Source organism: Leifsonia sp. McL0627 (genome assembly GCF_058244615.1).
In genome coordinates, this window is record NZ_JBZCGM010000003.1 from 204599 (window position 1) to 228555 (window position 23957).

Annotated in this window: 21 protein-coding genes and 1 riboswitch; of the genes, 9 read left to right on the plus strand and 12 right to left on the minus strand. The window is 68.7% G+C overall.

Annotation, left to right across the window (positions count from 1 at the left end):
• Positions 1-35: 35 nt before the first annotated feature.
• The gene (locus AC37TH_RS09180) at positions 36-1280 is read left to right on the plus strand and encodes an MFS transporter (protein WP_490764054.1); all 1245 of its coding nucleotides are present in this window, start codon (positions 36-38) and stop codon (positions 1278-1280) included.
• On the opposite strand, the gene AC37TH_RS09185 is transcribed toward AC37TH_RS09180, so the two are convergent.
• The 7 genes from AC37TH_RS09185 to AC37TH_RS09215 form a co-directional block, all read right to left on the minus strand.
• Complete coding sequence (locus AC37TH_RS09185) at positions 1267-3417, minus strand: sigma-70 family RNA polymerase sigma factor (protein ID WP_490764055.1); 2151 nt, start codon at positions 3415-3417, stop codon at positions 1267-1269. The two genes, AC37TH_RS09180 and AC37TH_RS09185, sit on opposite strands and share 14 nt — an antisense overlap.
• Positions 3418-3714: 297 nt before the next feature.
• On the minus strand, positions 3715-4875 hold the full coding sequence (gene nagA, locus AC37TH_RS09190; RefSeq protein WP_490764056.1) for an N-acetylglucosamine-6-phosphate deacetylase: 1161 nt from the start codon (positions 4873-4875) through the stop codon (positions 3715-3717).
• Positions 4876-5661 (minus strand): DeoR/GlpR family DNA-binding transcription regulator, encoded by a 786-nt coding sequence (locus AC37TH_RS09195; protein WP_490764057.1) that lies wholly within the window; start codon positions 5659-5661, stop codon positions 4876-4878.
• Positions 5658-6527, minus strand: a complete 870-nt coding sequence (locus AC37TH_RS09200) for a class II fructose-bisphosphate aldolase (RefSeq protein WP_490764058.1) — start codon at positions 6525-6527, stop codon at positions 5658-5660. The genes AC37TH_RS09195 and AC37TH_RS09200 overlap by 4 nt, the downstream gene beginning before the upstream one ends.
• A 25-nt stretch (positions 6528-6552) precedes the next feature.
• A complete protein-coding gene (locus AC37TH_RS09205) occupies positions 6553-7467 on the minus strand; it encodes a 1-phosphofructokinase family hexose kinase (RefSeq protein ID WP_490764059.1) in 915 nt (304 codons plus the stop codon).
• Positions 7464-8465 carry an ROK family protein gene (locus tag AC37TH_RS09210; protein WP_490764060.1) on the minus strand — a complete coding sequence of 334 codons (1002 nt, stop codon included), beginning with the start codon at positions 8463-8465 and terminating at the stop codon, positions 7464-7466. Before AC37TH_RS09210 ends, AC37TH_RS09205 begins: the two co-directional genes overlap by 4 nt.
• Positions 8462-9340 carry an SIS domain-containing protein gene (locus AC37TH_RS09215; protein ID WP_490765092.1) on the minus strand — a complete coding sequence of 293 codons (879 nt, stop codon included), beginning with the start codon at positions 9338-9340 and terminating at the stop codon, positions 8462-8464. The genes AC37TH_RS09210 and AC37TH_RS09215 overlap by 4 nt, the downstream gene beginning before the upstream one ends.
• A 349-nt stretch (positions 9341-9689) precedes the next feature.
• Between AC37TH_RS09215 and AC37TH_RS09220 the strand changes: the two genes are divergently transcribed.
• From AC37TH_RS09220 to AC37TH_RS09235, 4 genes are all read left to right on the plus strand, one after another.
• A complete protein-coding gene (locus AC37TH_RS09220; protein WP_490764061.1) occupies positions 9690-10934 on the plus strand; it encodes an extracellular solute-binding protein in 1245 nt (414 codons plus the stop codon).
• A 10-nt stretch (positions 10935-10944) separates the two neighbouring features.
• Positions 10945-11904, plus strand: coding sequence for a carbohydrate ABC transporter permease (locus AC37TH_RS09225; protein ID WP_490764062.1), 960 nt, complete (start codon positions 10945-10947; stop codon positions 11902-11904).
• Positions 11901-12797: a carbohydrate ABC transporter permease gene (locus AC37TH_RS09230; RefSeq protein ID WP_490764063.1), complete on the plus strand. Its 897-nt coding sequence runs from the start codon at positions 11901-11903 to the stop codon at positions 12795-12797. Before AC37TH_RS09225 ends, AC37TH_RS09230 begins: the two co-directional genes overlap by 4 nt.
• Positions 12798-12959: 162 nt before the next feature.
• Entirely contained in the window at positions 12960-14195 is a 1236-nt protein-coding gene (locus tag AC37TH_RS09235; protein ID WP_490764064.1) for a hypothetical protein, read from the plus strand.
• 535 nt (positions 14196-14730) lie between these two features.
• On the opposite strand, the gene AC37TH_RS09240 is transcribed toward AC37TH_RS09235, so the two are convergent.
• Positions 14731-16242, minus strand: a complete 1512-nt coding sequence (locus tag AC37TH_RS09240; RefSeq protein ID WP_490764065.1) for a beta-N-acetylhexosaminidase — start codon at positions 16240-16242, stop codon at positions 14731-14733.
• A gap of 145 nt (positions 16243-16387) precedes the next feature.
• Positions 16388-16483, plus strand: a riboswitch (ZMP/ZTP riboswitch).
• 75 nt (positions 16484-16558) lie between these two features.
• On the opposite strand from AC37TH_RS09240, the gene glyA reads away from it, so the two are divergent.
• The 3 genes from glyA to AC37TH_RS09255 all read left to right on the plus strand — a co-directional run bounded on the left by glyA (position 16559) and on the right by AC37TH_RS09255 (position 19347).
• Entirely contained in the window at positions 16559-17884 is a 1326-nt protein-coding gene (glyA, locus tag AC37TH_RS09245; protein ID WP_490764066.1) for a serine hydroxymethyltransferase, read from the plus strand.
• A 108-nt stretch (positions 17885-17992) separates the two neighbouring features.
• On the plus strand, positions 17993-18874 hold the full coding sequence (locus AC37TH_RS09250; RefSeq protein ID WP_490764067.1) for a bifunctional methylenetetrahydrofolate dehydrogenase/methenyltetrahydrofolate cyclohydrolase: 882 nt from the start codon (positions 17993-17995) through the stop codon (positions 18872-18874).
• Positions 18871-19347, plus strand: a complete 477-nt coding sequence (locus tag AC37TH_RS09255) for a YbaK/EbsC family protein (protein ID WP_490764068.1) — start codon at positions 18871-18873, stop codon at positions 19345-19347. The genes AC37TH_RS09250 and AC37TH_RS09255 overlap by 4 nt, the downstream gene beginning before the upstream one ends.
• A gap of 18 nt (positions 19348-19365) precedes the next feature.
• Here the strand turns inward: AC37TH_RS09255 and AC37TH_RS09260 are convergent, their stop codons facing one another.
• Genes AC37TH_RS09260 through galT form a run of 4 tightly spaced genes read right to left on the minus strand, consistent with a single transcriptional unit; the run spans position 19366 to position 23068 of the window.
• Positions 19366-19881, minus strand: a complete 516-nt coding sequence (locus AC37TH_RS09260) for a gamma carbonic anhydrase family protein (protein WP_490764069.1) — start codon at positions 19879-19881, stop codon at positions 19366-19368.
• A 38-nt stretch (positions 19882-19919) separates the two neighbouring features.
• The gene (locus tag AC37TH_RS09265; RefSeq protein WP_490764070.1) at positions 19920-20702 is read right to left on the minus strand and encodes an MBL fold metallo-hydrolase; all 783 of its coding nucleotides are present in this window, start codon (positions 20700-20702) and stop codon (positions 19920-19922) included.
• Between the two features lie 3 nt (positions 20703-20705).
• Positions 20706-21866 (minus strand): galactokinase, encoded by a 1161-nt coding sequence (gene galK / locus AC37TH_RS09270; RefSeq protein WP_490764071.1) that lies wholly within the window; start codon positions 21864-21866, stop codon positions 20706-20708.
• Positions 21863-23068 (minus strand): galactose-1-phosphate uridylyltransferase, encoded by a 1206-nt coding sequence (gene galT / locus AC37TH_RS09275; RefSeq protein ID WP_490764072.1) that lies wholly within the window; start codon positions 23066-23068, stop codon positions 21863-21865. Before galT ends, galK begins: the two co-directional genes overlap by 4 nt.
• Positions 23069-23152: 84 nt before the next feature.
• On the opposite strand from galT, the gene AC37TH_RS09280 reads away from it, so the two are divergent.
• On the plus strand, positions 23153-23947 hold the full coding sequence (locus AC37TH_RS09280) for a DeoR/GlpR family DNA-binding transcription regulator (protein WP_490764073.1): 795 nt from the start codon (positions 23153-23155) through the stop codon (positions 23945-23947).
• The last annotated feature ends 10 nt before the right edge of the window (positions 23948-23957 follow it).

Below are 23957 nucleotides of genomic sequence, written 5' to 3' on the forward strand. Positions count from 1 at the left end.
CGGGGAACGCCGTTCGTTGGATAGTACGTCTGCCAATGAATACTTCACAGAGATTCCCCTGGGCTGGGCTGCTCGCCCTCGCCGCGGCCGTCTTCCTGTCCGTCACCAGCGAGATGATCCCGACAGGACTCCTGCCGGACATGAGCGCGTCACTCGGGGTGAGCGAGGCCCAGATCGGCCTGCTCGTCACCGTCTTCGCGTTCACCGTCGTCGTCACCAGCACGCCGCTCACCGCGCTGACCAAGCGCTGGCCGCGCCACGCGATGATCGTCGGCATCCTCATCGCCCTCGGGCTGTCGAACGTGCTCACCGCGGTGGCGCCCGACTACGCGTTCGTCGTGGCCTCGCGCATCCTGGGCGGGGTCGCGCACGGTCTGTTCTGGTCGATCGTCGGTGCGTACGCAGGCCACCTCGTGCCGAAGGAGCAGATCGGTCGCGCCGTGTCGATCACGCTCGGCGGCGGCACGCTCGCGTTCGTCTTCGGCGTTCCGCTCGGCACGTTCGCCGGACACGCGTTCGGGTGGCGACTGTCGTTCGCGTTCCTCGCAGTCCTCATGCTGGTCGGGGCGCTGCTCGTGTGGAAGCTGCTTCCGAAGGTGGAGCGCGAGGTGGACGCGCGACCGCGCCGTGCGCGCGGCGTCCCGCGTTCCGAACGCCCGGCACGACCCAGGGATGCGACGATCGTCGCCGTCGTGATGGTGTGTCTGGTCGCCGCGGTCACGATGGTCGGGCACTACACGTTCTACACGTTCGTCGTCCCGTTCCTGACCGGACCGATGGGCGTCGCCTCCGGCGATGTGGGCGGGCTGCTGTTCTTCTACGGCATCGCGGGCGCGGCCGGTCTGGTGCTCGCCGGCTCGGTGCTCGGCCGCACGCCGCAGTTCGGGCTGATCATCGCGCTGGTGGTCACGGGCGTTGCCGTCGCCGCGCTCGCCGCGTTCGCTGCGCAGCCGGTGATCGCGCTGATCGCGTTCGTCGTCTGGGGTCTCGCGTTCGGCGCTCTGCCTCCGCTGCTGCAGACCAGGCTGCTGCACTCGTCGTCCGCGGCGTTCCGCGATACGGCGAGTGCGCTGTACACGACATCGTTCAATATCGGAATCGGCGGCGGTGCGCTGATCGGTGCGCTGATCTTCGACGCCGGTGGTTTGATGGTGCTCCCGTACGTCTACATCGGGCTGCTCGCAATGTCGCTCGTGCTCGTGATCGTGATCGGACGGATGACCCGTCCAGCACGGACAGCGGATGCGCGGGCCCAGACGGAGGACGTCAGAACAGCGTGACCGGCTGGTCGACGAGAACGCCACGTCGGTCGCCGACGAAATAGGCCGTCCCGAACCGGTGCGCGAGCGTGTCGTCCAGGCCCCAGCGGAGCAGCTCGGAGGTGTGCCCGTACGGATCGAGCCGGAAGACGTTCGACGCCCTTTTCCCGTCCGCGAACAGCCTGACTTCCGCACCAGGAACACCGGTGACCGTGAGCAGGAACCGCCGGTTGGGCAGCGGCTCGATCGTGACCTGCGGCACGGCGACGGAGCCGGCGACCGGCGCTGACGACACCGAGACGTTTCCGAGTCTGTCCGTCTGCCGTGCGCTCACCGAGAAGTCCGGCTGCACCCCGGTGAGCTGGTCTGTGGTCCACGTTCCGTCGGCGGCTGCGGTGACCGTGGCCTGCACGATCCCGTGGTCGGAGACCTCGACCGTCGCCCCCGGTTCCGCCGTGCCGGACAGGACGGGGGAGAGGAGCCCGGCGTACGCGCCGGAGCCGGTGTCGGGCGCGGCCAGCACGGGTGCCAGCGCCGTGCGGTCGATCGTGACGATGGAACTCGCCGCCGTGGACGTGCCGGCAGCGGTCGCCTGGACGAAGCCGAGCGACCACGCGCCGTCGCCGAGCGTGGAGAGATCGAGGGTGAGGGTCCAGGCTCCCGTTGCATCCGCGCTGGTGGAGCCGACCACGATCGATGCCGTAGCAGAGGACGAGGCGGATGCAGTCGCAACCGATGTCCCCGCCGATGTCGACGCCGACACCGCCGAGACGACGATCTTCGCCTTCGGAGCGGCTGTGCCGGACGCGGGGAGGGTGGTCGCGGCGGTCTCTGTCTGCCCGAGCGGCGCGTTCACGGTCGGCGCGGTGGGGGGACGCGTAGCGGGCGGAGTGGGTGCTGGAGTCGGGGTGATCGTCGGTACCGGAGTCGCCGGATACGTCGGAGCTGAAGGAGCCGCCGGAGTAGCAGGGCCGGTCACGACCGGCGCGGCCGTCGGCTCGCCGGCCCCGGGATCGGTGAGCACGGGGGTCACGGGGTCGGGCGGGGCCGGTTGCGGGATGGTAGCGGATTGGGGGTCCGTCGACGACGGCGCGGACGAATCGGCCGGCGGCTCCTGGCTTTGCACGGCACGATCGGCGGAGACGGATCTGGACGTGTCTGCGAACAGCAGGGGGCCGAAGACGAACCCGGCGGCGACTGACGCAGCGACGAGCACACCCGTGATCGCGAGACCGATGCCGAGCACTCCACCAGATCCTGCGCTCGATCCAGCGCTCGCGCCCGCGCCGGCGGACCCACCCGTGCCCGGCGTCGGCGCTGCGGAACCGGGAGCGACAGCACCGGACGCGCCCAAAGCGTATGCGGCGGTGCCGGCCCCCGACTGCAGCCAGGCGGAGTACGCGGCGGCCCCGCCGATGCCCAGCGTCAGTGGAAGGAGCACCAGCGAGAGCCTGGAGCCGACCTCGGAGGCCTCTGACGCCACGATCGTGCACTTCGCGCATTCGCGGAGGTGCGCCTCGACGGCGGCGGTGTCCCGCTTGCCGAGTCCGTGGCGCGCGTACGAGCCGAGACGTTCCGTGGTCCAGCGGCAGTCGGACCCCTCCGGGAGCGTCGCGAGATGCGCCTGGATCCAGGCCTGTCGGAGCCCTTCCCTGGCACGGTATGCGAGGGCGGCGACTGCGTTGGGTGTCATCCCGAAGAGCGGTGCGACCTGCTGCGGGGTCAGGCTCTCGACTTCGCAGTACCAGAGCACCTCCTGCCAGCGGGTCGGCAGCGAGTGGAACGCTTTCGCCGTCAGTGACCGGTCGAGCGCCTCCATCGTCGCGCTCTCGCTGAAGGCGGGATCTTCGACCGCCTCCATCTCGTCGTACGCCATCTCGTGCCTGGACCTGCCCCACGACGCCGCGAGGTTGCGGACTGTGGTGAAGAGGTAAGGGCGGAAGGCCGCGGTCGGGCCGCCCCCCGCGGCGATGGCCTGGTAGATCTTGACGTACGCCTCGGAGATGAGGTCGTCTGCGTCGAAGGTCGACGTCTGCGAGCGAGCGACGGCGCGGGCGGCGCGGGAGTGCCGCCTCCACAGCTCGGCGAACGCCTCCGCGTCTCCGCCCCTGGTCAGCTCGACGAGCGCAGAGTCCGGCTGCTCGGTCACGGGGGGCATCCCGCCATTCTGGCGGAGGCGGCTGAGAGAAGTCCGATATATCTTCCAGAAGGAGACACGGAAGGACTTCGAGAAAGTTCTTTCAGAATCAGCGTCATAATCGCCGGGAGTCTGCGTCTCTTCTCATGAGGCCGTCAGAGCTGGACGGCCGATCACCGCGCGGGGTGCTCTCTATTCGGTCCACTCCGTCGCCGTTTGATGGTCGACCCGAACGTCCGTCAAACCTGGGGGATCCGCGCATCGCGGAACGTCGGTGGGTCGGGCGTGCGCCCGGCCCACCGCCCGGCTCAGTGCGGATCAGCGCGCCAGCGGCGCTCCCGCCGTGAAGACCTGCAGTACGTGGAAGTCGTCGTCGAGGAGCACAGCATCCGCCGCATACCCGGCCGAGAGCCTGCCGAGGTCGTCTCCGCGACCGATCGCGGCGGCGGGGGTCTCGGTGAGCGCGAACACCGCATCCTCGACCCGGAGGCCGACCTCGGTGACGGCACGCCGCAGCGCGGAGTCCAGTGTGAGCGTCGACCCGGCGATCGAGCCGCCCTCCGCCAGGCGAGCGACGCCGTCGCGCACCTCGACGGCCAGGGAGCCGAGGATGTAGTCGCCGTCGCTCGATCCTGCCGCGGCCATCGCGTCGGTGATCAGGGCCACGCGTCGCGGAGCGGAGGCGAACGCCATCCGCACGACCTCCGGATGCACGTGGACGCCGTCGTTGATGATCTCCAGCGTGACACCGGAGGTGTGCGTCGCGGCGGCCACCGGACCCGGAGCGCGATGGTGGATGCCGTCCATCCCGTTGAAGGCGTGCGTCAGAATGCTCGCCCCCGCATCGAACGCCGCGAGCGTCTGTTCGTAGTCGGCGCCCGTGTGGCCGACGGCGACCGCGACGCCGGCGGCTGTGAAGGCGCGGATCGCGTCCTGGCCGCCCGGAAGTTCGGGGGCGATGGTGATCTGCCTCAGTGTGCCACCCGCTGCGGCGAGAAGGACCTCGATGTCGGCGGCGGTCGGCGGTCGCAGGAGGGCAGGGTCGTGGGCGCCCTTGTGCCCGACATCCAGGAACGGGCCTTCGAGGTGCGAGCCGAGGATGCGCTGGTCATCGCGCATCAGCGCTGCGACACCGGCCACCCGCACCGCCAGGTCCTCCACCGGAGCGGTGACGAGAGAGAGGACGAACCTTGTCGTGCCGTGCTTCTGGTGCAGTGCGAGCGCGGTGAGAATGCTGTCATCGCCGTCGTCGAACGACGCTCCGCCTCCGCCGTGGTTGTGGATGTCGACGAATCCGGGGGTGAGCCACGCGCCGTCCGCGTCGGTGACCGCATCCGATTGGTCGCCGGCGACGGAGACGCGCCAGTCGTCGCCGGTGCCCACCTCGGCGATCGTGTCGCCCTCGAAACGGACCCAGCCGTTGTGCAGGATGCGGCCCTCGCTGACGAGGCGGGCGGAGTGGATGACGTGCGCGGCCATTTAAGCGACGATAACCTCGAAGCCCGCCTCGGCGAAGGCGGCTCGCTGCTCGGGGGTGATGCCGTCGTCGGTGATGAGCGTGTTCATCACCTTCGGGCCGCCGAGCGTCGCGAACGCCTTCCGCCCGATCTTGCTGGAGTCGGCGACGACGACCGCGCGTGTTGCGCGGCGGGCCATCAGCGAGTTCACGCTCGCCTCGCCCTCGTCGTGGACGGTGGCGCCGATGAGCGGGTCGATCCCGTTCACGCCGATGAAGGCGATGTCCATCGTGATCTTCTCCAGCACCACGTCACTGTACGGCCCGACCAGCTCGTAGGAGCGGGCGTGCACGACGCCGCCGGTGACGACCGTCTTGATCTGGGGCCGCATCACGAGCTGGGCGGCGATGTTGATGGCGTTCGTCACCACGGTGAGGTTGGGGTGCGGGGACGGCTCCATCAGGTCGGGACGCGAACCGAGCACCGTGGCGACAGCGGTGCTCGTCGTCCCCCCGCAGAGGCCGACGACGGCACCGCGCGGCACGAGCGCGCTCGCCGCCTGCGCGATCCTCAGCTTCTCCGGAGCGTGCTGCTCCTTCTTGTACCTGATCGGGAGGTCGTATGCGACCGATTGCCCGACGGCTCCGCCGCGCGTGCGGGTGAGCAATTGCTGGGACGCCAGGGCGTCGAGGTCGCGACGGGCCGTCGCCGCGGAGATGTCGAGTTTCGCCACGAGGTCGTCGACCTCGAGCTGACCCGTCTCCGCGAGCAGGTCGAGCACCGTGTTCAGCCGCTCAGCTCTGTTCATGGCCGTTCAGTCTCCGTTCGGGTGGGCGACTGCTCGACAGCGAACAGCGCAAGAAGACGTGCCGCTTCGCCAGCCACCGCGGTGCGCCCTTCGCGCAGGTATTTGCGCGAGTCCACGACCTCCGGATGCGCGGAGAGGTAGCCGCGCACAGCCTCCGTGAAGAAGCGGTTGAGGTGGGTGGAGACGTTGACCTTGGTGATGCCGGAGTGGATCGCTGAGACGATCGTCTCATCCGACACGCCCGACGAGCCGTGCAACACGAGGGGAACGGGCACAGCCGCGTGCAGTCTGCCGATCAGGTCGAGGTCGAGGGAGGCCGTCCGCTCGGTCATCGCGTGCGAGCTGCCGACCGCGACGGCCAGGGCGTCGACGCCGGTCTCCGACACGAACCGGCGCGCTTCGTCAGGGTCGGTGCGCACGCCTGGCGCGTGCGCGCCGTCCTTCCCGCCGATCTCGCCGAGTTCGGCCTCGACGAACACATCGTTCGCGTGCGCATAGTCGACCACCCGGATGGTGGCCTCGACGTTGCGGTCGTAGTCGAGCTTCGCGCCGTCGAACATGACGGAGCCGAAACCGAGGTCGATGGCCTGGCGGGTGAGCTCTTCGTCTTCCGCGTGATCGAGGTGCACGGCCACGTGCGCCTGAGAGCTCGCCGCGACGGCGATGGTGGCCCTGGCGATCGGTTCGAGGCCGCCGTGGTAGCTGACGCAGTTCTGCGAGATCTGCAGGATGACGGGCAGCCGCGTCTCCTCGGCGGCGGCGACGAGCGCCTCCGCCGTCTCCAGGTGGATGACGTTGAAAGCGCCGATCCCTGTCCGCCTGGCGGCGGCGGAGTGCATCAGGTCGGCGGTGGAGACGAGCGGCATGGCTTCCTTCTGGGTCAGCGGTGAATCAGCGGGTGATGATGATGCGGTCTTCGAGTTGCGGATACGACGGGTCGAGCTCACCGGCGAGCGGGGCGAGCACGGCGGCGGCCGACCACGCGGTCGCCAGGCGCAGGATGTGCTCCGGCTCGGTGTCGTGCGCGGCGAGGCAGCTGGCGACGGCCGCGACGGCGGCGTCGCCTGCGCCGGTGGCGTTGCCGTGCAACGGCTCTGCGATGCGCGCGTGGACGGGGTCGGCGGACGGGCCGACGGCGAGCATCCCGTCGGCGCCGAGGGAGACGAGCACGAGCCCTGCTCCCCGCTCCAGCAGGAGGCGTGCGCCGGTGACCGGGTCGCTCTCGCCGGTGCTCTCCACCAGCTCCCTGCGGTTCGGCTTGAGGACGGAGGCACCGGCCTCCGCGGCGCGCAGCAGTCCCGGACCGGTCGCATCCACGATGCTCGGGATGCCCATGGTCGCTGCGAGCGCGGCAAGCTCTGCATAGAAGTCGTCCGGTGCGCCGGGCGGCAGACTGCCGGAGCCGACGACGCAGGTGGCGGGCACGGCGAGGCGCGCGATGGCGGCCCGCAGCGCCGTCCACTCGGCGTCGGACAGGGGCTCACCTGTCTCGTTGAAGATCGTCGTGAGCCCGGTGCTCCCGTCGACGATGGCGACGCTGCTGCGGGTCTGGGCGGAGACGGCGACGACCTCGTGCGGGAGACCGCTCGTCGAGAGGTCGTCCGCCAGGCGCAGCCCGGCCGCACCGCCGGCCGTGGTCAGCGCGAAGGCGCGTCCGCCGGTCTGCGCGACGACGCGTGCGACGTTGATGCCCTTGCCGCCGGCGCGGGAGGCGGGGGCCGCGACCCGGTGGCTCTCGCCGACGTCGAGCTCGTCGACCGTGTACGTCAGGTCGATGGCGGGGTTGGGGGTGACGGTCAGGATCATGCGGGCTGCTCCTGCGCGCTCGGTGCCGCATTGCTCAGCTCATGCTCTGTCAGCAGATCCCTGGCACGGAGCGCCGCGCCGATGACCCCGGCGTTCTCCCCGATGCTCGCAGGGAGCAAGATGGGGCGGCGCTGGAAGGTGAGGATCGCATCCAGCCGGGCGGCCAGCGGCTCGAACAGGGCAGGACCAGCCTGCGCGAGTCCACCGCCGATCACGATGGCCTCCGGTGCGAGCAGGGCGACGGTGTGCGAGAGGTCGAGGGCGAGCGCATCCAGTGCGGACTCCCACACGGCCTGCGCGTGTGCGTCGCCCGCTGCGGCCAGCTCGAGCACCTCCTTCGCGCCGGGGACAGCGACTCCGGAGAGTGCGGTGTACCGGCGCGCGATGGCTGCGGCGGACGCGACGGCTTCGAGGCAGCCGCGGCTGCCGCACGCGCACTCCGGCCCGTCGGCGACGCGAGAGTGCCCCATCTCGCCAGCCATGCCGCCGCCGGTGTGCAACCGGCCGTCGACGAAGATCGCCCCGGCGATACCGGTGCCGATGGCCATCACGACCACGTCGCGGAACGGGGCGGCCGCGCCGATCCTGTGCTCGGCCTCACCGGCTCCGCGCACGTCGTGGCTGAAGGTGACAGGCAGGCCGACCGCCTCCTCGACGCTCGCGCGGAACGGGAAGTCGTGCCAGCCGAGGTTCTCCGAGAGGACGCCGACACCTGCCTCGTCGTCCACGTGCCCAGGCACGAGCAGCCCCAGCGCCTGCGGTCGAACGTCCTGGTGCTGTGCGCGGAACCGCGCCGACAGCTCGGCGACGGCTGCGACGACGGCCTCGGCCGTCCGGTCGCCGTCGTGCTGCGTCGCGAGACGTTCGAGCGCGACGATCCTGCCGGCGTCGTCGATCAGCGCGGCCTTCATGTCCGTGCCGCCGACGTCGAAGGCGAGCACGGCCCGGCCGGCGCCGAGAGGCGCAGACCGGGACGGGAGCGACGGGTGCCCTGTCACGGCGCCAGGATGACGGAGCGGGTCAGGTTGCGCGGGTGGTCGGGGTCGAGCTCGAAGCGACGAGCCCTGGCGAGGGCGACCCGCTGAGCGCGGACGAGGTCGGCCAGGCCGTCCAGTTCGCTGTTCTCGAAGCGTGCGCCCGTGACGGCGACGTCGTCGGCGAGGCCGGCGGGAGCCGAGCCGAACATCCAGGTGACGCGGCCGGGGGCTGCGATGGCGATCGGGCCGTGGCGGTACTCCTTGGCGGGGTACGACTCCGTCCACGACTGCGAGGCCTCACGCATCTTCAGCGCCGCCTCGTGCGCCAGCCCGACGGTCCAGTTGGAGCCGAGGAAGGAGTACTGGTCGGCGGAGATCAGGGCGTCGTCGAGGTCCTCGTCGACCGCGGTCTGCGCATCCTGGATCGCGGAGTCCAGGTTCTCGCCGAGCGCGGCGCGGATGAAGGCGAGGGAGGTGGTGGCGAAGCGCGTCTGCACGACCGACTTCTCGTCGGCGAAGGGAAGCTTGATCACGTCGTCGACGAGGTCGACCAGGGGAGTGTTCGGGTCTCCGACGACGCCGACGGTCTTGGCGGTGCTTCCGGATGCGCGGAGCTGCTCGAGCAGTTCGAGCACTTCGGTGGTCGTTCCGGAGCGGGTGAGCGCGACGACAGCGTCGTAGTCCCTGTCGACGAACGCCTCGGAGGCGGCGAACGCGTCGGTCACGCCCAGCCCGGCGGTCTCGCGGAGGGCTGCGTACGACTGCGCCATGAACCAGGAGGTCCCGCAGCCGACGACGGCGATGCGCTGACCGGCGGACGGCAGAAGGCCCTGTTCGGCGCGCAGGTCGACGGCGCGCGCCCAGGTCTCCGGCTGCGAACGGAGTTCGGCCTCCATGTCGGCACCGAGCGTGGTTGCTTGCGTCACTGCTACGTCTCCTAATCTGTCGTGAAGTTGTTCCTCCACAATGATCGCTTATGAGCGATAAGTCTGTCTAGTAATCATCTTCAATCGCTTCTGACGGAGATGGCCGGAATCTCGCGGTTCTATGTAAACGCCGTGTAACGATCTGAACAGAATTCCTTGACGACTGGTCGCTGAAGAGGCAGGATTCGAGCATCCAGTGAATACATGTGATTGTTTCTGGTTGAAACAAATCACAAAGGATCAATTACTGACGCACCGTCGCGTACACAGTTCCACCTCGCACCAAGACGGTTCGTTCCCTTCGAGAGTGAGGAAGTCAATGAAGAAGTCACTGCGGTGGGGTGCAGCAGTCGCCATGGCGACGGCAGCCACCATGACGCTCGCGTCCTGTGGATTCAGCAGCGGCTCCGGCGGCGGATCGTCCAGCGGAGCGCAAAGTCTCGACCTCATGGTGGCGAGCTACTCGGACAACACCAAGGCCGAGTGGCAGCAGATCATCAAAGACTTCGAGGCCAAGAACAGCGGCATCACGGTCAACCTCGACGTCGAGTCGTGGACGGACATCAACAACGTCATCAAGACCCGCGTCCAGGCCGGCAAGCAGCCGGACATCCTGAACATCGACGCGTTCGCCGGCTTTGCCGCCGACGACCTGCTCTATCCCGCGAAGGACATCGTGTCGTCGAAGACGCTCGACGACTTCCAGCCCGCGTTCTCCAAGAACGCGTCGATCGACGGCACGCAGTACGGTCTGCCGTTCATCGCCTCCGCTCGCGCACTGTTCTACAACAAGGACCTGTTCGCCAAGGCCGGCATCACCGACCCGCCCAAGACGTGGGCCGAGTTCGAGGCTGACGCCGCGAAGCTCAAGGCCTCCGGTGCGACGGCATACGGAATGCCGCTCGGCAGCGAGGAAGCCCAGGCGGAGACCGCTATCTGGTTCTACGGTGCAGGCGGAGGCTACGGCGACGCGAAGAAGCTGACCATCGACAGCGCGGAGAACACCGCCGGCGCCACCGAGATGCAGAAGATCATCACCCAGGGCCTGACGGAAGCGAACCCCGGTTCGACCAACCGCACCCCGCTGATGAACGTCTTCATCCAGGGCCAGATCGGCATGCAGATCGGCCTCCCGCCGATCGTCGGCCAGATCAAGAAGAGCAACCCGAGCCTCAACTACGGCATCGCACCGATCCCCACCAAGGACGGCTCGGCCTTCACACTCGGCGTCGCCGACCACCTGATGGCGTTCAAGAGCAAGACGGACAAGACGGCCTCGATCAAGAAGTTCCTCGACTACTTCTACAGTGCGGACGTCTACACCAAGTGGGTCGGCGCGGAGGGCTTCCTGCCCACCACGAAGACCGGCGCGGACGCGATGGCCTCCGATGCGACCATCAAGCCGTTCCTCGACCTGCTGCCGAACGCCAAGTTCTACCCGTCCACCAACCCCAACTGGGCGGCAGCGCAGGGTGCGATCCAGAGCCAGATCGGTCAGCTCGGCCAGGGTGCGAACCCGGCCGACCTGCTCAAGTCGATCCAGGCGAAGGCCGACGGACAGTAGAAACGACGGCATGAGTCAGACCATCGACACGACCCGGACGGGGGCGGCCACCGGCCGTCCCCGTCGCGGGGCGCCGCACAGGCGGCCGGGCGGCAGTGCCGTCGACCTGTGGCACGCCGTCCCGTGGACGCTTCCCGCCCTCATCCTGATCTTCGGCGTCGTGCTGTTCCCGGCCGGCTACATGATCTACAACTCCACCCGCAAGATCTCGGTGGCCGGCGTCGACCACGGATCGGTCGGCTTCCAGAACTACCTCACGGTGCTCGCGCGCCCTGAGCTGCCCGGCATCCTGTTCAACACGCTGCTCTGGGTGGTCTCGGTCGTGGTGATCTGCGTGGTGATCTCGCTCGCCCTGGCGCAGTTCCTCAACAAGAACTTCCCCGGCCGCCAGTGGGTCAGGATGGCCATCCTCATCCCGTGGGCGGCCAGCGTCGTGATGACCACCACAGTGTTCGTCTACGGCCTCGACCCGTTCTACGGCATCATCAACAAGTTCCTGGTAGACGTCCACCTGCTCGCCGAACCGTTCGGCTTCACCAAGCAGCCCGTCCCCGCCTTCCTCTCCTCCATCGCCATCGCGGTGTTCGTGTCACTCCCATTCACGACGTACACGCTGCTCGCCGGCCTGGCGGGCATCCCTGGCGACATGCTGGAGGCGGCGAAAGTGGATGGGGCAGGCGCCGTCCGCACCTACTTCGGCGTGACACTGCCCAACCTCCGCAACGCGGTCGCGCTCGCGAGCCTCATCAACATCATCAACGTCTTCAACTCGCTGCCGATCCTCAAGCTGATGACAGGGTCGATACCCGGGTACAAGGCGGACACGACGACCACCTATGTGTTCAAGCTGTTGCAGAACGAGCAGAGGATCGACCTGTCGAGCGCGCTCAGCGTGATCAACTTCCTGATCGTGCTCGTCGTCGTCGCGCTCTACCTCTGGATCGTCAAACCCATGAAGGATGTCTCATGAGCGCGCCGGCCTCGACCATCGCAGCGCCCGTCCGGCCGCCGCGGAAACGGCGCCCGAGCGAGAAACGAATCACGGGCAGGGTCGTCGGCCGCATGGTCGCCGGCCTGATCATCGTGCTCATCTTCGTGATGCCGTACCTGATCATGCTCGTCGGCTCGTTCAAGAGCCGCAACAACATCCTCACGGTGCCGCCGACCTACCTGCCGACGACGTGGCATCCGGAGAACTACATCACGATGTGGTCCACCCCGGAGACGCCGCTGCCGGAGAACCTCATCTCGACCATCGTCATCTCGGTGTTCGCGACAGTCCTGGTGCTGCTGGTCTGCGTGCCAGCCGCGTACTACACGGCCCGGTTCCGGTTCCCCGGGCGCGGAGTGTTCCTGTTCCTGGTCATCGTCACGCAGATGCTGCAGCCGACAGTGCTCGCGACCGGACTCTTCAAAGAGATGATCGCGCTCGGGATCAACGACACCTGGCTCGCGATGATCCTCATCAACGCGGCGTTCAACCTGGCATTCGCGATCTGGATCATGCACAACTTCTTCGCGGGCGTGCCCAAAGAAGTGGACGAGGCTGCGCAGCTCGACGGGGCAGGCAAGTGGACTGTGCTCTTTCGGGTGCAGCTTCCCCTGGTCTGGCCAGGCATCGTCACCGCCATCATCTACACGTTCGTCGCATCCTGGAACGAGTTCGCCGCCAGCCTGGTGATCCTATCGACGGACGCGAACCAGCCGCTGTCGGTAGCGCTCACCAAATTCGTCGGCCAGTACGACGCGGCCTGGCAGTACGTGTTCGCGGTGTCCATCGTGGCGGTCATCCCCGTGGTGGTGCTGTTCATGCTGATCGAGAAGCGACTCGTCGGAGGACTGACGCAGGGCAGCGTCAAGTAGGGCAGGCGGGGAGAGCCGGCGCGTGTGGCGCGATGCCGGCGCTCCCCGCCCGATTTCTTCCGGCCCGATTCTTCGCGCTCGAAGGCCGTACGGTCCGGACGAAGTGTGCAAAAAATGTACGAACGCGGTGACTATTCAGACCGAGATCGGCAGACTGGGTCTATGAGCGTGAGAGAGCGGCTCGGCGTGCTCGCCGACGGGGGAGTCTCGTCGTCCCTGCGCATCCGTGTGGCGGGGCGTGAGTGCAGCTGGTGGGTCGTCATTCTCGCGGTGTACGTCGCGTCCCGGGTGTTCACCACGACCCTGATGGTGTCGCTGTACATCGCTGCGACGGTCGGCGACTGGCACTTCGCGAGCTCGCGCACCGAGCCGACCTTTTGGACTTTCTCAGGTTCGTGGGACGCCTCGTACTACCGGCAGATCGCGGAGGGCGGATACCCGACCACGATCCCGACGGACGGCGCCGGAAACGTCCAGCAGAACTCGTGGGCGTTCCTCCCGCTGTTCCCCTGGATCGCGCGCGGGCTCATGTTCATCACCGGGCTCGGGTTCTACCCGGCGGCGGTGATCGTCGCCACCCTGTTCGGCGCAGCGGCGACGCTCGTGCTCTACCGGCTCGTCGCATCCAGAGTCGGAGCGTCGAACGCGTTGTGGGCGGCCGTGCTGTTCTGCTTCGGGCCGCTGTCGTTCGTCCTGCAGATCGCGTACGCGGAGAGCCTGTTCTTCTTCCTGATGTTCGCCGCGCTCTGGGCGATGATGGCGAAACGGTACTGGCTCACGATTCCGCTCGGGGTCGCCGCCGCGTTCACGAAACCGGGCGAGCTCGCGCTGCCACTCGCCCTCGGGATCGTGTTCATCGTCAGGTTGGTCGCCGAGCGGCGCAGGCGGGACGGGTTCCCCTGGCGGGACCGCATCGCGATGATCGTCGCCGGGGGAGTGACCGCGCTCGCCGGATTGGCCTGGCCGCTCGTCGCATCCACTGTCACCGGTATGGCGAACGCGTATGTGGAGACGGAGCTGTCCTGGTGGACGGGCTTCATCGGGCGGGTGGCGTTCGTGCCTCTGACGCCGTGGTTCCTGTTCACCTGGAAGTACGCCAGCTTCATCGGCGCCATCCTCGTCGTCGCGGCGATCGCCGGCTACGCGTGGCTGCTCAGCAGACCGAGCGTGCGGGCCCTCGGAACGGAGGTCGTCGCGTTCGCTGCGAGCTACGGGCTCTACCTGTTCGCGGTGTTCCTGCCCCAGCAGAGCCTGTTCCGGCTGCTGATGCCTCTCGCGCCGCTCGCCGGGGCGCCGGCGCTCGCCGCGAACAAGCGCGTGAGGATGATCGTGCTGATCTGCGGGATCGCCCTGCAGCCCGTCGCACTGCTGCTGCTGTGGTTCATCGGGTACCCGTAAAAGCCCGACCTGAAATGTGGAGCGCACCATATGTGATGGTGCGCGGCGATAGGCTTGTCCTATCGGCCTGACGCGCGGGTGGGGCCGGTTGCGAGGGTTAAAGACGAAACCCCCAGTTCACAGCTGGGGGCTGGTCCGCCTTCAAAAGAGGCTTGGTGGCCGGGAGATCGTGTCCCAGCGAGTACTTCGCTTCGATGATAACTCGTTCTGTGGTGATTCCGAAACCTGCCTGTAAAGAGGATGAGGGTCACCGCAAACGAGTGGTGCGACTCACGCGGGGCGACCTGTTGTCTCGTGTGAGTTGGGCTCCTGGTTTTCCGGCTTCCTTTCGCTCCCGTGTTGGCGAAAGGAGACCAGATGAGTACCCCACAGGGTAAGCAGAAGGTCGACGCGGAGAAGATCCTTCGATGCGCCTCGACGATCATTCTTGTGATCGTCAGGGTGGCGTCTCTCGTATGGATCTGCTTCCACGGATAACCCACAAGGCGGTGGTCGGTCTCACCGAGACTGGCCACCGTCGTGCCGAGGCGTCTGTTCAGGAGGTGACGCGCTCGCGCCAGCGCACCTCGGGGACACGGCGGAAGTTCGTCCCGGCGGCCTCCCAGTGCTCTGCGAGCCCGGCGATGCGCTCGGCGAAGTCGTCGAAGTCGCGCACCGTCTCGACGGCGTCCGTGTCGGCGGGCGCCGGCGACCAGCCGATCTCGGCCACGGCGGCGAGGCGGGGGAACGTCATCTCCTCGATGTCGGCGACCGTTTCGACGGTTTCCGTCCAGAGTGGGGCCTCGACGCCCAGGATGTGCGCATCCGCGAGTCCGGGCACGATCCGGGCGGGATCCCACTCGTACGCCTGGCGCAGTGAGGTCGGTCCGTCTGCCCAGTCCTGGCCGAGGCGGTCGCCCTCCTCGTAGACGATGTCGAGGTACGCGACATCCGCTGGTGACATGATGACGGAGCCGCCCTGCCGCACGAAGGAAAGGGTCTCGTCGGCAGCCCCGCCGCGCGGAGTCAGGAAGTCCCAATACTGGCCGATCGTGCCATCCGGGAGTTCATCGCTCTTGCCCATCTCGTGCCAGCCGGCCGGGATCTTGCCGTGGCGGGCGACAGCTGCTGCGGCGTCGGCGATGAAGCGGAGGAAGTCGGCAGGATCGGTGCTCTGGCACTCGTCGCCGCCGATGTGCAGGTACGGGCCCGGCGTGATGGCAGCAACCTCGCGCACAACGTCGTCGACGAAACGCGCCGTGGTGTCGTCGCCGGAAAGCAAGGTGCTGAACCCCACCTTCGACCCCGTGTAGAGCGCGGGGGCGACCCCGTCGGCGTTCAGCTCCGCATACGACGCGAGCGCCGCGTTCGTGTGCCCTGGCATGTCGAGTTCGGGGACGATCGTGACGAACCGCTCCGCCGCGTACGCGACCAGGTCGCGGAACTCGTCCTGGGTGTAGAAGCCGCCTGCGCTGCCGTCGGAGCCGGTCGAACCACCGTGAGCCGTCAGGTTCGGCCAGCTCTCGATCTGGATGCGCCAGCCCTGGTCGTCGGTGAGGTGCAGGTGCAGGTGGTTGACCTTGAGCAGCACGATCGCGTCGATGAAGCGCTTGACCGCATCCGGGGAGAAGAAATGCCGGGCGACGTCGAGCATCGCGCCGCGGTATGCGTAGCGGGGGTGGTCGACGATCCGGATGGCGTCGACGGTGAGCGGGTCCGTCGCGCACTCGACCGGGACCAGCTGGCGGAGGGTCTGCACTCCCCAGAACGCGCCGGCAGCGGTCGCGGCGCCGATCCTGACACCCTCGGCGGCGATGTCGAGCGTGTAGCCTTCCGCGTCATGGCCGGACGGCGCCTCGTCGTCGGCGATGACGATCGCGATGTCGCCGAACTCCGGCGGCTCGTGCACCACGGTGAGGCGTCGGCTGCAGTCGGAGGCGAGCTCGGCGCGGAGCAGCTCGGCGACGCCGGAGGCTCCGTTTCCCGCGACGCTGATCCGCGCATCCGGTGCGAGGGTGAATGGCGCGGAGTCGAGAGTTTCGAGCGTCGCTGGGCGGGGGATGACCACGCGTTCTCCTTCAGCTGGGTAAGAAGCTGGGGTGCTGGGTGCTTGACGGCCGACACCGCCCTCCCCGCCGGTCGGCCACCTGCGAGTATTGCAGGCGTCCTAACAAACGGCAAGGGTTCGCTGTCCGGTCGCCCTTTGCTATGCTTGCTCGCGTCGCGACTGGCGCTCAAATGGTCACCATTGGGGAGCGACGAATGCCTGGTTGGAACGGGCGGATCGGCCGCGCGCCTGGGTCGATACGGGATATTCCCACCCGTCTGTATTCATCCCATCTGTGACACGTGCATAGAAGCATTCACTGCTAAAGGAGCCGGTTTTGACTGACACACTCCCTTCGACCTTCACTGCCCCGCTGAGCGAGGTCGACCCCGAGATCGCCGAGGTGCTCCAGCTGGAGCTCGGCCGCCAGCGCGACTACCTCGAGATGATCGCGTCGGAGAATTTCGTTCCGCGCGCCGTCCTCGAGTCCGTCGGCTCTGTCCTCACCAACAAGTACGCCGAGGGCTACCCCGGCCGCCGCTACTACGGTGGCTGCGAATACGTCGACATCGCAGAGCAGCTCGCGATCGACCGTGCCAAGAGCCTGTTCAAGGCCGAGTACGCCAACGTCCAGCCGCACTCCGGCGCGAGCGCGAACGCGGCGGTGCTGTCCGCCATCGCGACGCCGGGCGACACCATCCTGGGTCTGGAGCTGTCCCACGGCGGGCACCTCACCCACGGCATGAAGCTCAACTTCTCCGGCAAGCTCTACAACGCCGTCTCCTATGGCGTCGACCCTGAGACATTCCTGGTCGACATGAACGTCGTGCGCGATAAGGCGCTGGAGCACAAGCCGCAGGTCATCATCGCCGGCTGGTCTGCGTACCCGCGTCACCTCGACTTCGCCGCGTTCCGTGCCATCGCCGACGAGGTCGGCGCCAAGCTCTGGGTCGACATGGCGCACTTCGCCGGGCTGGTCGCCGCCGGGGTCCACCCGTCGCCCGTCCCGTTCGCCGACGTCGTGTCGTCCACGGTGCACAAGACCATCGGCGGACCGCGCTCCGGCTTCATCGTCGCCCGCGACATGGAGCTCGCCAAGAAGCTCAACTCGAACGTCTTCCCCGGCCAGCAGGGCGGCCCGCTGATGCACGTGATCGCCGCCAAGGCGACCGCGTTCAAGCTCGCGGCGACCGACGAGTTCCGCGACCGCCAGGAGCGCACCATCCGTGGGGCGCAGATCCTGGCCGACCGCCTGACCGCCGAGGACTCGCGCGCCGGCGGCGTCGACGTGCTCACCGGCGGCACCGACGTGCACCTGGTGCTCGCCGACCTCCGCAACTCGCAGCTCGACGGCCAGCAGGCGGAGGACGTGCTGCACGAGGTGGGCATCACCGTCAACCGCAACGCCGTTCCGTTCGACCCGCGCCCGCCGATGGTGACCTCCGGTCTGCGCATCGGCACCCCGGCGCTGGCGACCCGCGGCTTCGGAGACGTGCAGTTCACCGAGGTGGCAGAGATCATCGCCGCCGCGCTGCAGCCGGGCGCGGACACCAAGGCTCTCCGCAGCCGTGTCGACGCCCTCACCGCCGCCTTCCCGCTCTACCCCGGCCTGACCCCGTCCGGCCAGGACGCCTTCAACGTCGAGCTCCCCTCCTCGATCTAGCCCGTCCCCGACTTCCCAAGCCATCGAGCCCGGGGTTCACCTCGCTGAAACGCGCAGTTGAACGGACAAAGCCTGGGCTCGGTGGCGACCGAACGTGAAGGAGCGCGCATGAGCGCACAGATTCTGGATGGAAAGAAGACGGCCGGCGAGATCAAGGCCGAGTTGAAGGAGCGCGTCAGCGCCCTGCGCGAGCGCGGGGTCGTCCCCGGACTCGGCACGATCCTGGTCGGCGACGACCCGGGATCGCAGTGGTACGTCGCCGGCAAGCACCGCGACTGCGCGGAGGTGGGCATCTCGTCCATCCGGCGCGACCTGCCGACCGACATCTCGCAGGCGGAGCTCGAAGCCGTGATCGAGGAGCTGAACGGCGACCCGGACTGCACCGGCTTCATCGTGCAGCTCCCGCTCCCGTCGCACATCGACACCGACGCGATCCTGGAGCTGGTGGACCCGGCCAAGGATGCGGACGGCCTGCACCCGACCAATCTCGGCAGGCTCGTCCTCAACGTCAACCGCCCGATCACCACCCCGCTGCCGTGCACGCCGCGCGGCGTGATCGAGCTGATGCAGCGTCACGGCATCGACCTGGCCGGGAAAGACGTGGTGGTCGTCGGCCGCGGCGTCACGGTCGGGCGGGCGATCGGGTCGCTGCTCACCCGCCGCGAGATCAACGCGACGGTCACCCTCACCCACACCGGCACCGTCGATCTGGATGCGCACCTCCGGCGTGCCGACGTGATCGTCGCCGCCGCTGGCGTGGCCGGGCTGGTGACCGCCGACAACGTCAAGCCGGGAGCGATCGTCCTCGACGTCGGCGTGAGCCGCATCGAGGATCCGGAGACCGGCAAGAGCCGCGTCGCCGGAGACGTGGCGCCCGAGGTCGCCGAGGTCGCGTCCTGGGTGTCGCCGAACCCCGGAGGGGTCGGCCCGATGACGCGTGCGCTGCTGCTGCAGAACGTGGTGGAGTCCGCGGAGCGGTCGCTGCGGTGAGCGATAGGACGCATCCGGCTGTCGAGCGGGTGGAGGCGGCATTGCTCGCCGCCGGTGTCGAGCCGCGCGTCCGCTGGTTCGAGTCGGCGACGCCGACGGCCGTTTCTGCTGCGGCGGAACTGGGCGTCGAGGTCGGTGCCATCGCGAACTCCCTGGTGTTCACGATCGACGACGAGCCATTGCTGGTGATGACGTCCGGCGCGCACCGCGTCGACACCGCGTTCCTCGGCGAGAAGCTGGGAGGGCGCATCCGGAGGGCGGACGCGGACACCGTGAAGGCGGCGACCGGCCAGACCATCGGCGGCGTAGCGCCCGTCGGCCACCCGGCGCCGCTGCGCACGGTGGTGGATGTGGCGCTCGCCGGCTATCCGGAGGTCTGGGCGGCCGCCGGCCACGCCCACACGGTCTTCCCGACCACGTTCGAGGAGCTCGTGCGTCTCACCGGAGGAACCCCCGGTCCCGTCACCGAGTAGCGCTTCCGCCACTCTCGATCATGAGGCGGGGCGGTGGGCGGCGACGTGGTCGAGGTAGGCGGACGCGTTATGGAGGAGGCCGGCGCGTTCGTCATCGGTGAGGGGGCGGCGGACCTTGCCGGGGACGCCTGCGACGAGTGAGCCCGGCGGGATCTGCGCGCCCTCGAGGACGACGGTGCCCGCGGCGAGGAGCGAGCCCGCGCCGACGACAGCACCGTTGAGCACGGTGGCGTGCATCCCGACCAGGACGCCGTCCTCGATCGTGCAGCCGTGCAGCACCGCGTTGTGGCCGACAGAGACGTCGGTGCCGAGCGTGAGCGGGAAGCCGGTGTCGACGTGGCAGGACACGTTGTCCTGCAGGTTGCTGCGCTCGCCGATCCGGATGTCCTCCGCCTCGGCGCGCAGGACGGCGTTGTACCAGACGCTGGAGTCCGCTGCGAGGTGCACGCGGCCGGCGAGCACGGCTCCGGCGGCGACGAAAGCGGTCTCGTGCACCTCGGGGGAGGAGCCGTCTGCGAGGGTGATGCGTGTCATGCGGCCAGCCTAGCCAGCGCCTCGTGGGACAACAGCGGTCATCGCGGCTCGTCCACGACGATGAAGCGGTCGCGCACCACGCGCGGTCCCGGCTCGTCGAGCGCGGCCCGCACCTCGTCCAGGATGCGCGGCTTCAGGGCGAGCGGCGCCTCGTCCGGCTGGTCGACGGTTCCGGGCGGATAGTCGACGCCCGGGGTGTTCGACATCTCCACGTGCGCGCCGAGCACCGTCTTGATGCGCGGTTTCGTCGCCTCCCGGAACCGAAGGAGCCTGTCGATGGTCTGGACGAACTCGGTGCGGTCCCGCACGTAGAGGTTGCCTGGGCACACGGTGTCGCCGGTGAACAGGATGCGCGTGGCCGCGTCGTAGAACACCACGGCCGACGGCTCGTGCCCGGGGGCGCCGATCACGTCGATCACGCGGCCGCCGAGGTCGAACGAGACGACCGCATCCGGCCAGGTGGGGAAGCCGTAGAAGGCGATCACTTCGGCGGGGGTGGTGCCGACCACGGTCGTGCCTGGTCGGACGGCGAGCAGGGCGTCTCCGGCGATGTGGTCGCGGTGGGCGTGCGTGTGCGCCACCACCAGCTCGTACGGCCGGGCGAACCGGGCGGGATGCGCGCGCAGCCAGGTCTCGATCAGCCCGTCGACGGTTCCGCGCAGCGGGAAGACCCGCTCGTCGCCGGTCGCGCCGGTGTCGAACAGGATCGCTCGATCACGGCCGAACAGGAGGAACAGGAACGGCGCCTCCCAGTGCGACGACTTGGGTTGGCGGAGTTGGACGGTGTCGGAGTCGAGCCAGGTGACGTCGGCAGCGGTCATCTGTCAATTCTCGCGCTTCGCGCCCTCCGACGCACTGACCGTGAACAGATCGGGCTGGCCGAATCCGTGCTCGGCGAACGCTCCATCGAGGGCGACGAGCACGCGGCTGAGCGCGTCGGACGGCACAAGGGCGATGGCGGAGCCGCCGAAACCGCCTCCGGTCATGCGTGCGCCGACCGCGCCGTTGGACTGCGCGGTCTCGACGGCGAGGTCGAGCTCGGGGACGGAGATCTCGAAGTCGTCACGCATCGACCGGTGAGAGGCGTCGAGCAGTTCGCCGATTGCGGACGGGCCATGCTCGCGCAGCGTGCGGACCGTGTCGAGGACGCGCTGGTTCTCGGTGACCACGTGGCGGACGCGGCGGAAGGTCACGTCGTCGAGCAATTCGCGGGCGCGGTCGAGGTCGGCGACGGACACGTCGCGCAGCGACGAGACGCCGAGGGCTGCTGCACCGGCCTCGCAGGAGGCGCGGCGGTCGGCGTAGCCGCCGGTGGCGTGGGAGTGCTCCACGCCGGTGTCGATGATCAGCATTTCCAGCCCGGCAGCTTCGAGGCCGAGTGGAACGACCTGCGCTTCGAGTGAGCGGCAGTCGAGGAAGACGACGGAGTCATGCTCGCCGAGCAGCGAGGCCGACTGGTCCATGATCCCGGTGGGGGCGCCGACCGCGACGTTCTCGGCGCGCTGGCCGACCTTCGCGAGCGTCTGCCTATCGAGTCCGAGGTGCCAGACCTCGTTGAGGGCGACGGCGACGGCGCTCTCGATGGCGGCCGACGACGACAGGCCGGCGCCGACCGGCACGTTGGAGTCGATGAGCACGTCGAAGCCGGGGACGGCATCCAAGTCGGCGCCGAACTCGCCGAGCGCCCAGGCGACGCCGAGCGGGTACGCCGACCAGCCGGAGAGCACGTCGGGGCTGAGGGCGCCGAGGTCGACCTCGACGAGTTCGTCGGCGAACGAGCTGCCGACGCGCACGACGCGATCGTCGCGGAGGCCGAGGGCCGCGACGGTGCGGCGGTTGATCGCGAGCGGCAGCACGAAGCCCTCGTTGTAGTCGGTGTGCTCGCCGATCAGGTTGACGCGGCCGGGGGCCGACCAGACGCCGTCCGCTTCCCTGCCGAAGATCTCGGCGAAACTGTCACGGGTGTCCTGGCGGAGGTCGGTCATCGTGCGGCCCTTCTGGGTGATGCTGGCGAAACAGTGGATGCGGCGGTGTCGGCGATCCCGGTGATCCCGGCAGGCAGGTCACCGGTCGGGTTCTCGCGGTCGGCGCGGGCGACCGCCTCACGGAGCCGCTCAGCGGCCTGCTCCGGCGGGATGTCGCCGATCCAGGCACCCATCGCGGATTCCGACCCTGCCAGGTACTTCAGCTTATCCGCGGCCCGGCGCGGCGAGGTGATCTGCAGCATCAGCCGGATCTCGTCGCGGCGGATGCCGACGGGCGCCTGGTGCCAGGCGGCGATGTACGGCGTCGGGCTGTCGTAGAGCGCATCCACCCCGCGGAGGACGCGGAGGTAGAGCGTGGCGAGCTCGTCCCGTTCCGCGGCGGACGTCTCGGTGAAGTCGGCGACGTGGCGGTGCGGGAGGACGTGGATCTCGATCGGCCAGCGGGCGGCGAACGGCACGAACGCGGTCCAGTGCTCGCCGGAGAGGATGACGCGCTCGGAGTTCCGCTCGCGCTCCAGGATGTCGGCGAACAGCGTAGGGCCGTAGGCGTCGAGCGAGCGGAGGAGGGCCGTCGTGCGCGGCGTGATGTACGGGTACGAGTAGATCTGCCCGTGCGGGTGGTGCAGGGTGACGCCGATCGCCTCGCCGCGGTTCTCGAACGGGAACACCTGCTGCACTCCCGGCATCGCGGAGAGTGCCGCGGTGCGATCGGCCCATGCCTCGATCACCGTGCGCGCGCGCGACGGGGTGAGGCTGCCGAATGATCCGGTGGATTCGGGGCTGAAGCACACGACCTCGCAGCGGCCGATGGAGGTGCGGGTGCGGCCGAGACCGACCGCGGTGAGGTCGTCGATGCCCTGCGGGGCGTTCTCGTCGGTGAGCAGGGGCCCGAACGACGGCGACTTGTTCTCGAACACCGCGACGTCGTAGCGGCTCGGCACCTCGGAGAGGTTGGCCGGTGTTGCGGGCGCCAGCGGGTCGAGCTCCGCCGGGGGCAGGAAGACGCGGTTCTGGCGGGCGGCGGCGATGGAGATCCACTCGCCGGTCAGCGGGTCCTGGCGCATCGTGGCCGTGGCAGGGCGCTCCGTCGGTTCGCGCAGGTCGGGGCCGCGCTCGGGGGAGAGCGTCGTGTCCGCGTCGTCGAAGTAGATGAGCTCCCGGCCGTCGGCGAGACGGTGGACCTGTTTGGTGATTGCTGGCACGAAGCATCCCTTTCGGTTTCGAAAGCAAATCTAGCCAGTTGCTTTCGTATTGACAAGTAAACGCAAACGCCGGACGATAGCTGCATGGCCGAACAGCTGCCCGCCTCCCTCCGCCGCGAACGGATGCTCGAACTCATCGGGCGTGCCGGGTTCGTGCGCGTCGGCGACCTCAGCGCGGCCTTCCAGGTCTCCGACGTCACGATCCGCAGCGACCTCGACCAGCTGGACGAGCAGCAGAGCATCCGTCGCGTCCACGGCGGGGCCGTCCTCCGCACCGACGGGATGCGCGAGGCCAGCTTCGAGGAGGCGCTGCAGACCTCCGCGGACGAGAAGCGACGGATCGCGGCAGCGGCGGCGGCGATGGTCGTCTCCGGCAGCAGCGTGCTCCTCGACGTCGGGACGACCACCGCCGCCATCGCGCTGGCCATCGTCGACCGCGTGGAGCGCGACGAGCTCACCGACGTCACCGTCATCACGAACGGCCTCACCATCGCGCTCTCGCTGGAGCGCGTCATCCCGCGCATCCAGGTGGTCGTCACCGGGGGCACGCTGCGGCCCTTGCAGCACTCGCTGGTCGAGCCGCTCGCCTCCGCCCTGCTCGACCGGATGCACGCCGATCTGGCGTTCATCGGGTGCACGGGCGTGCATCCACTGGGCGGCATCACCAACGTGAACCTGCCGGAAGCCGACCTGAAACGCGTGATGGTCGGGGCCGCAGGACGCGCCGTCGTGGTCGCGGACGGCTCGAAACTCGGGCGGACCCACCTCGGACGGATCGCGGACGTGACGGAGGTCGGTGAGCTGATCACCGGCGAGAGCGCGCCGGCCGCCGAGGTCGACGCGTTGCGAGCCGCGGGGCTCGCGGTCGTCGTCGCCTGACAATACGCTG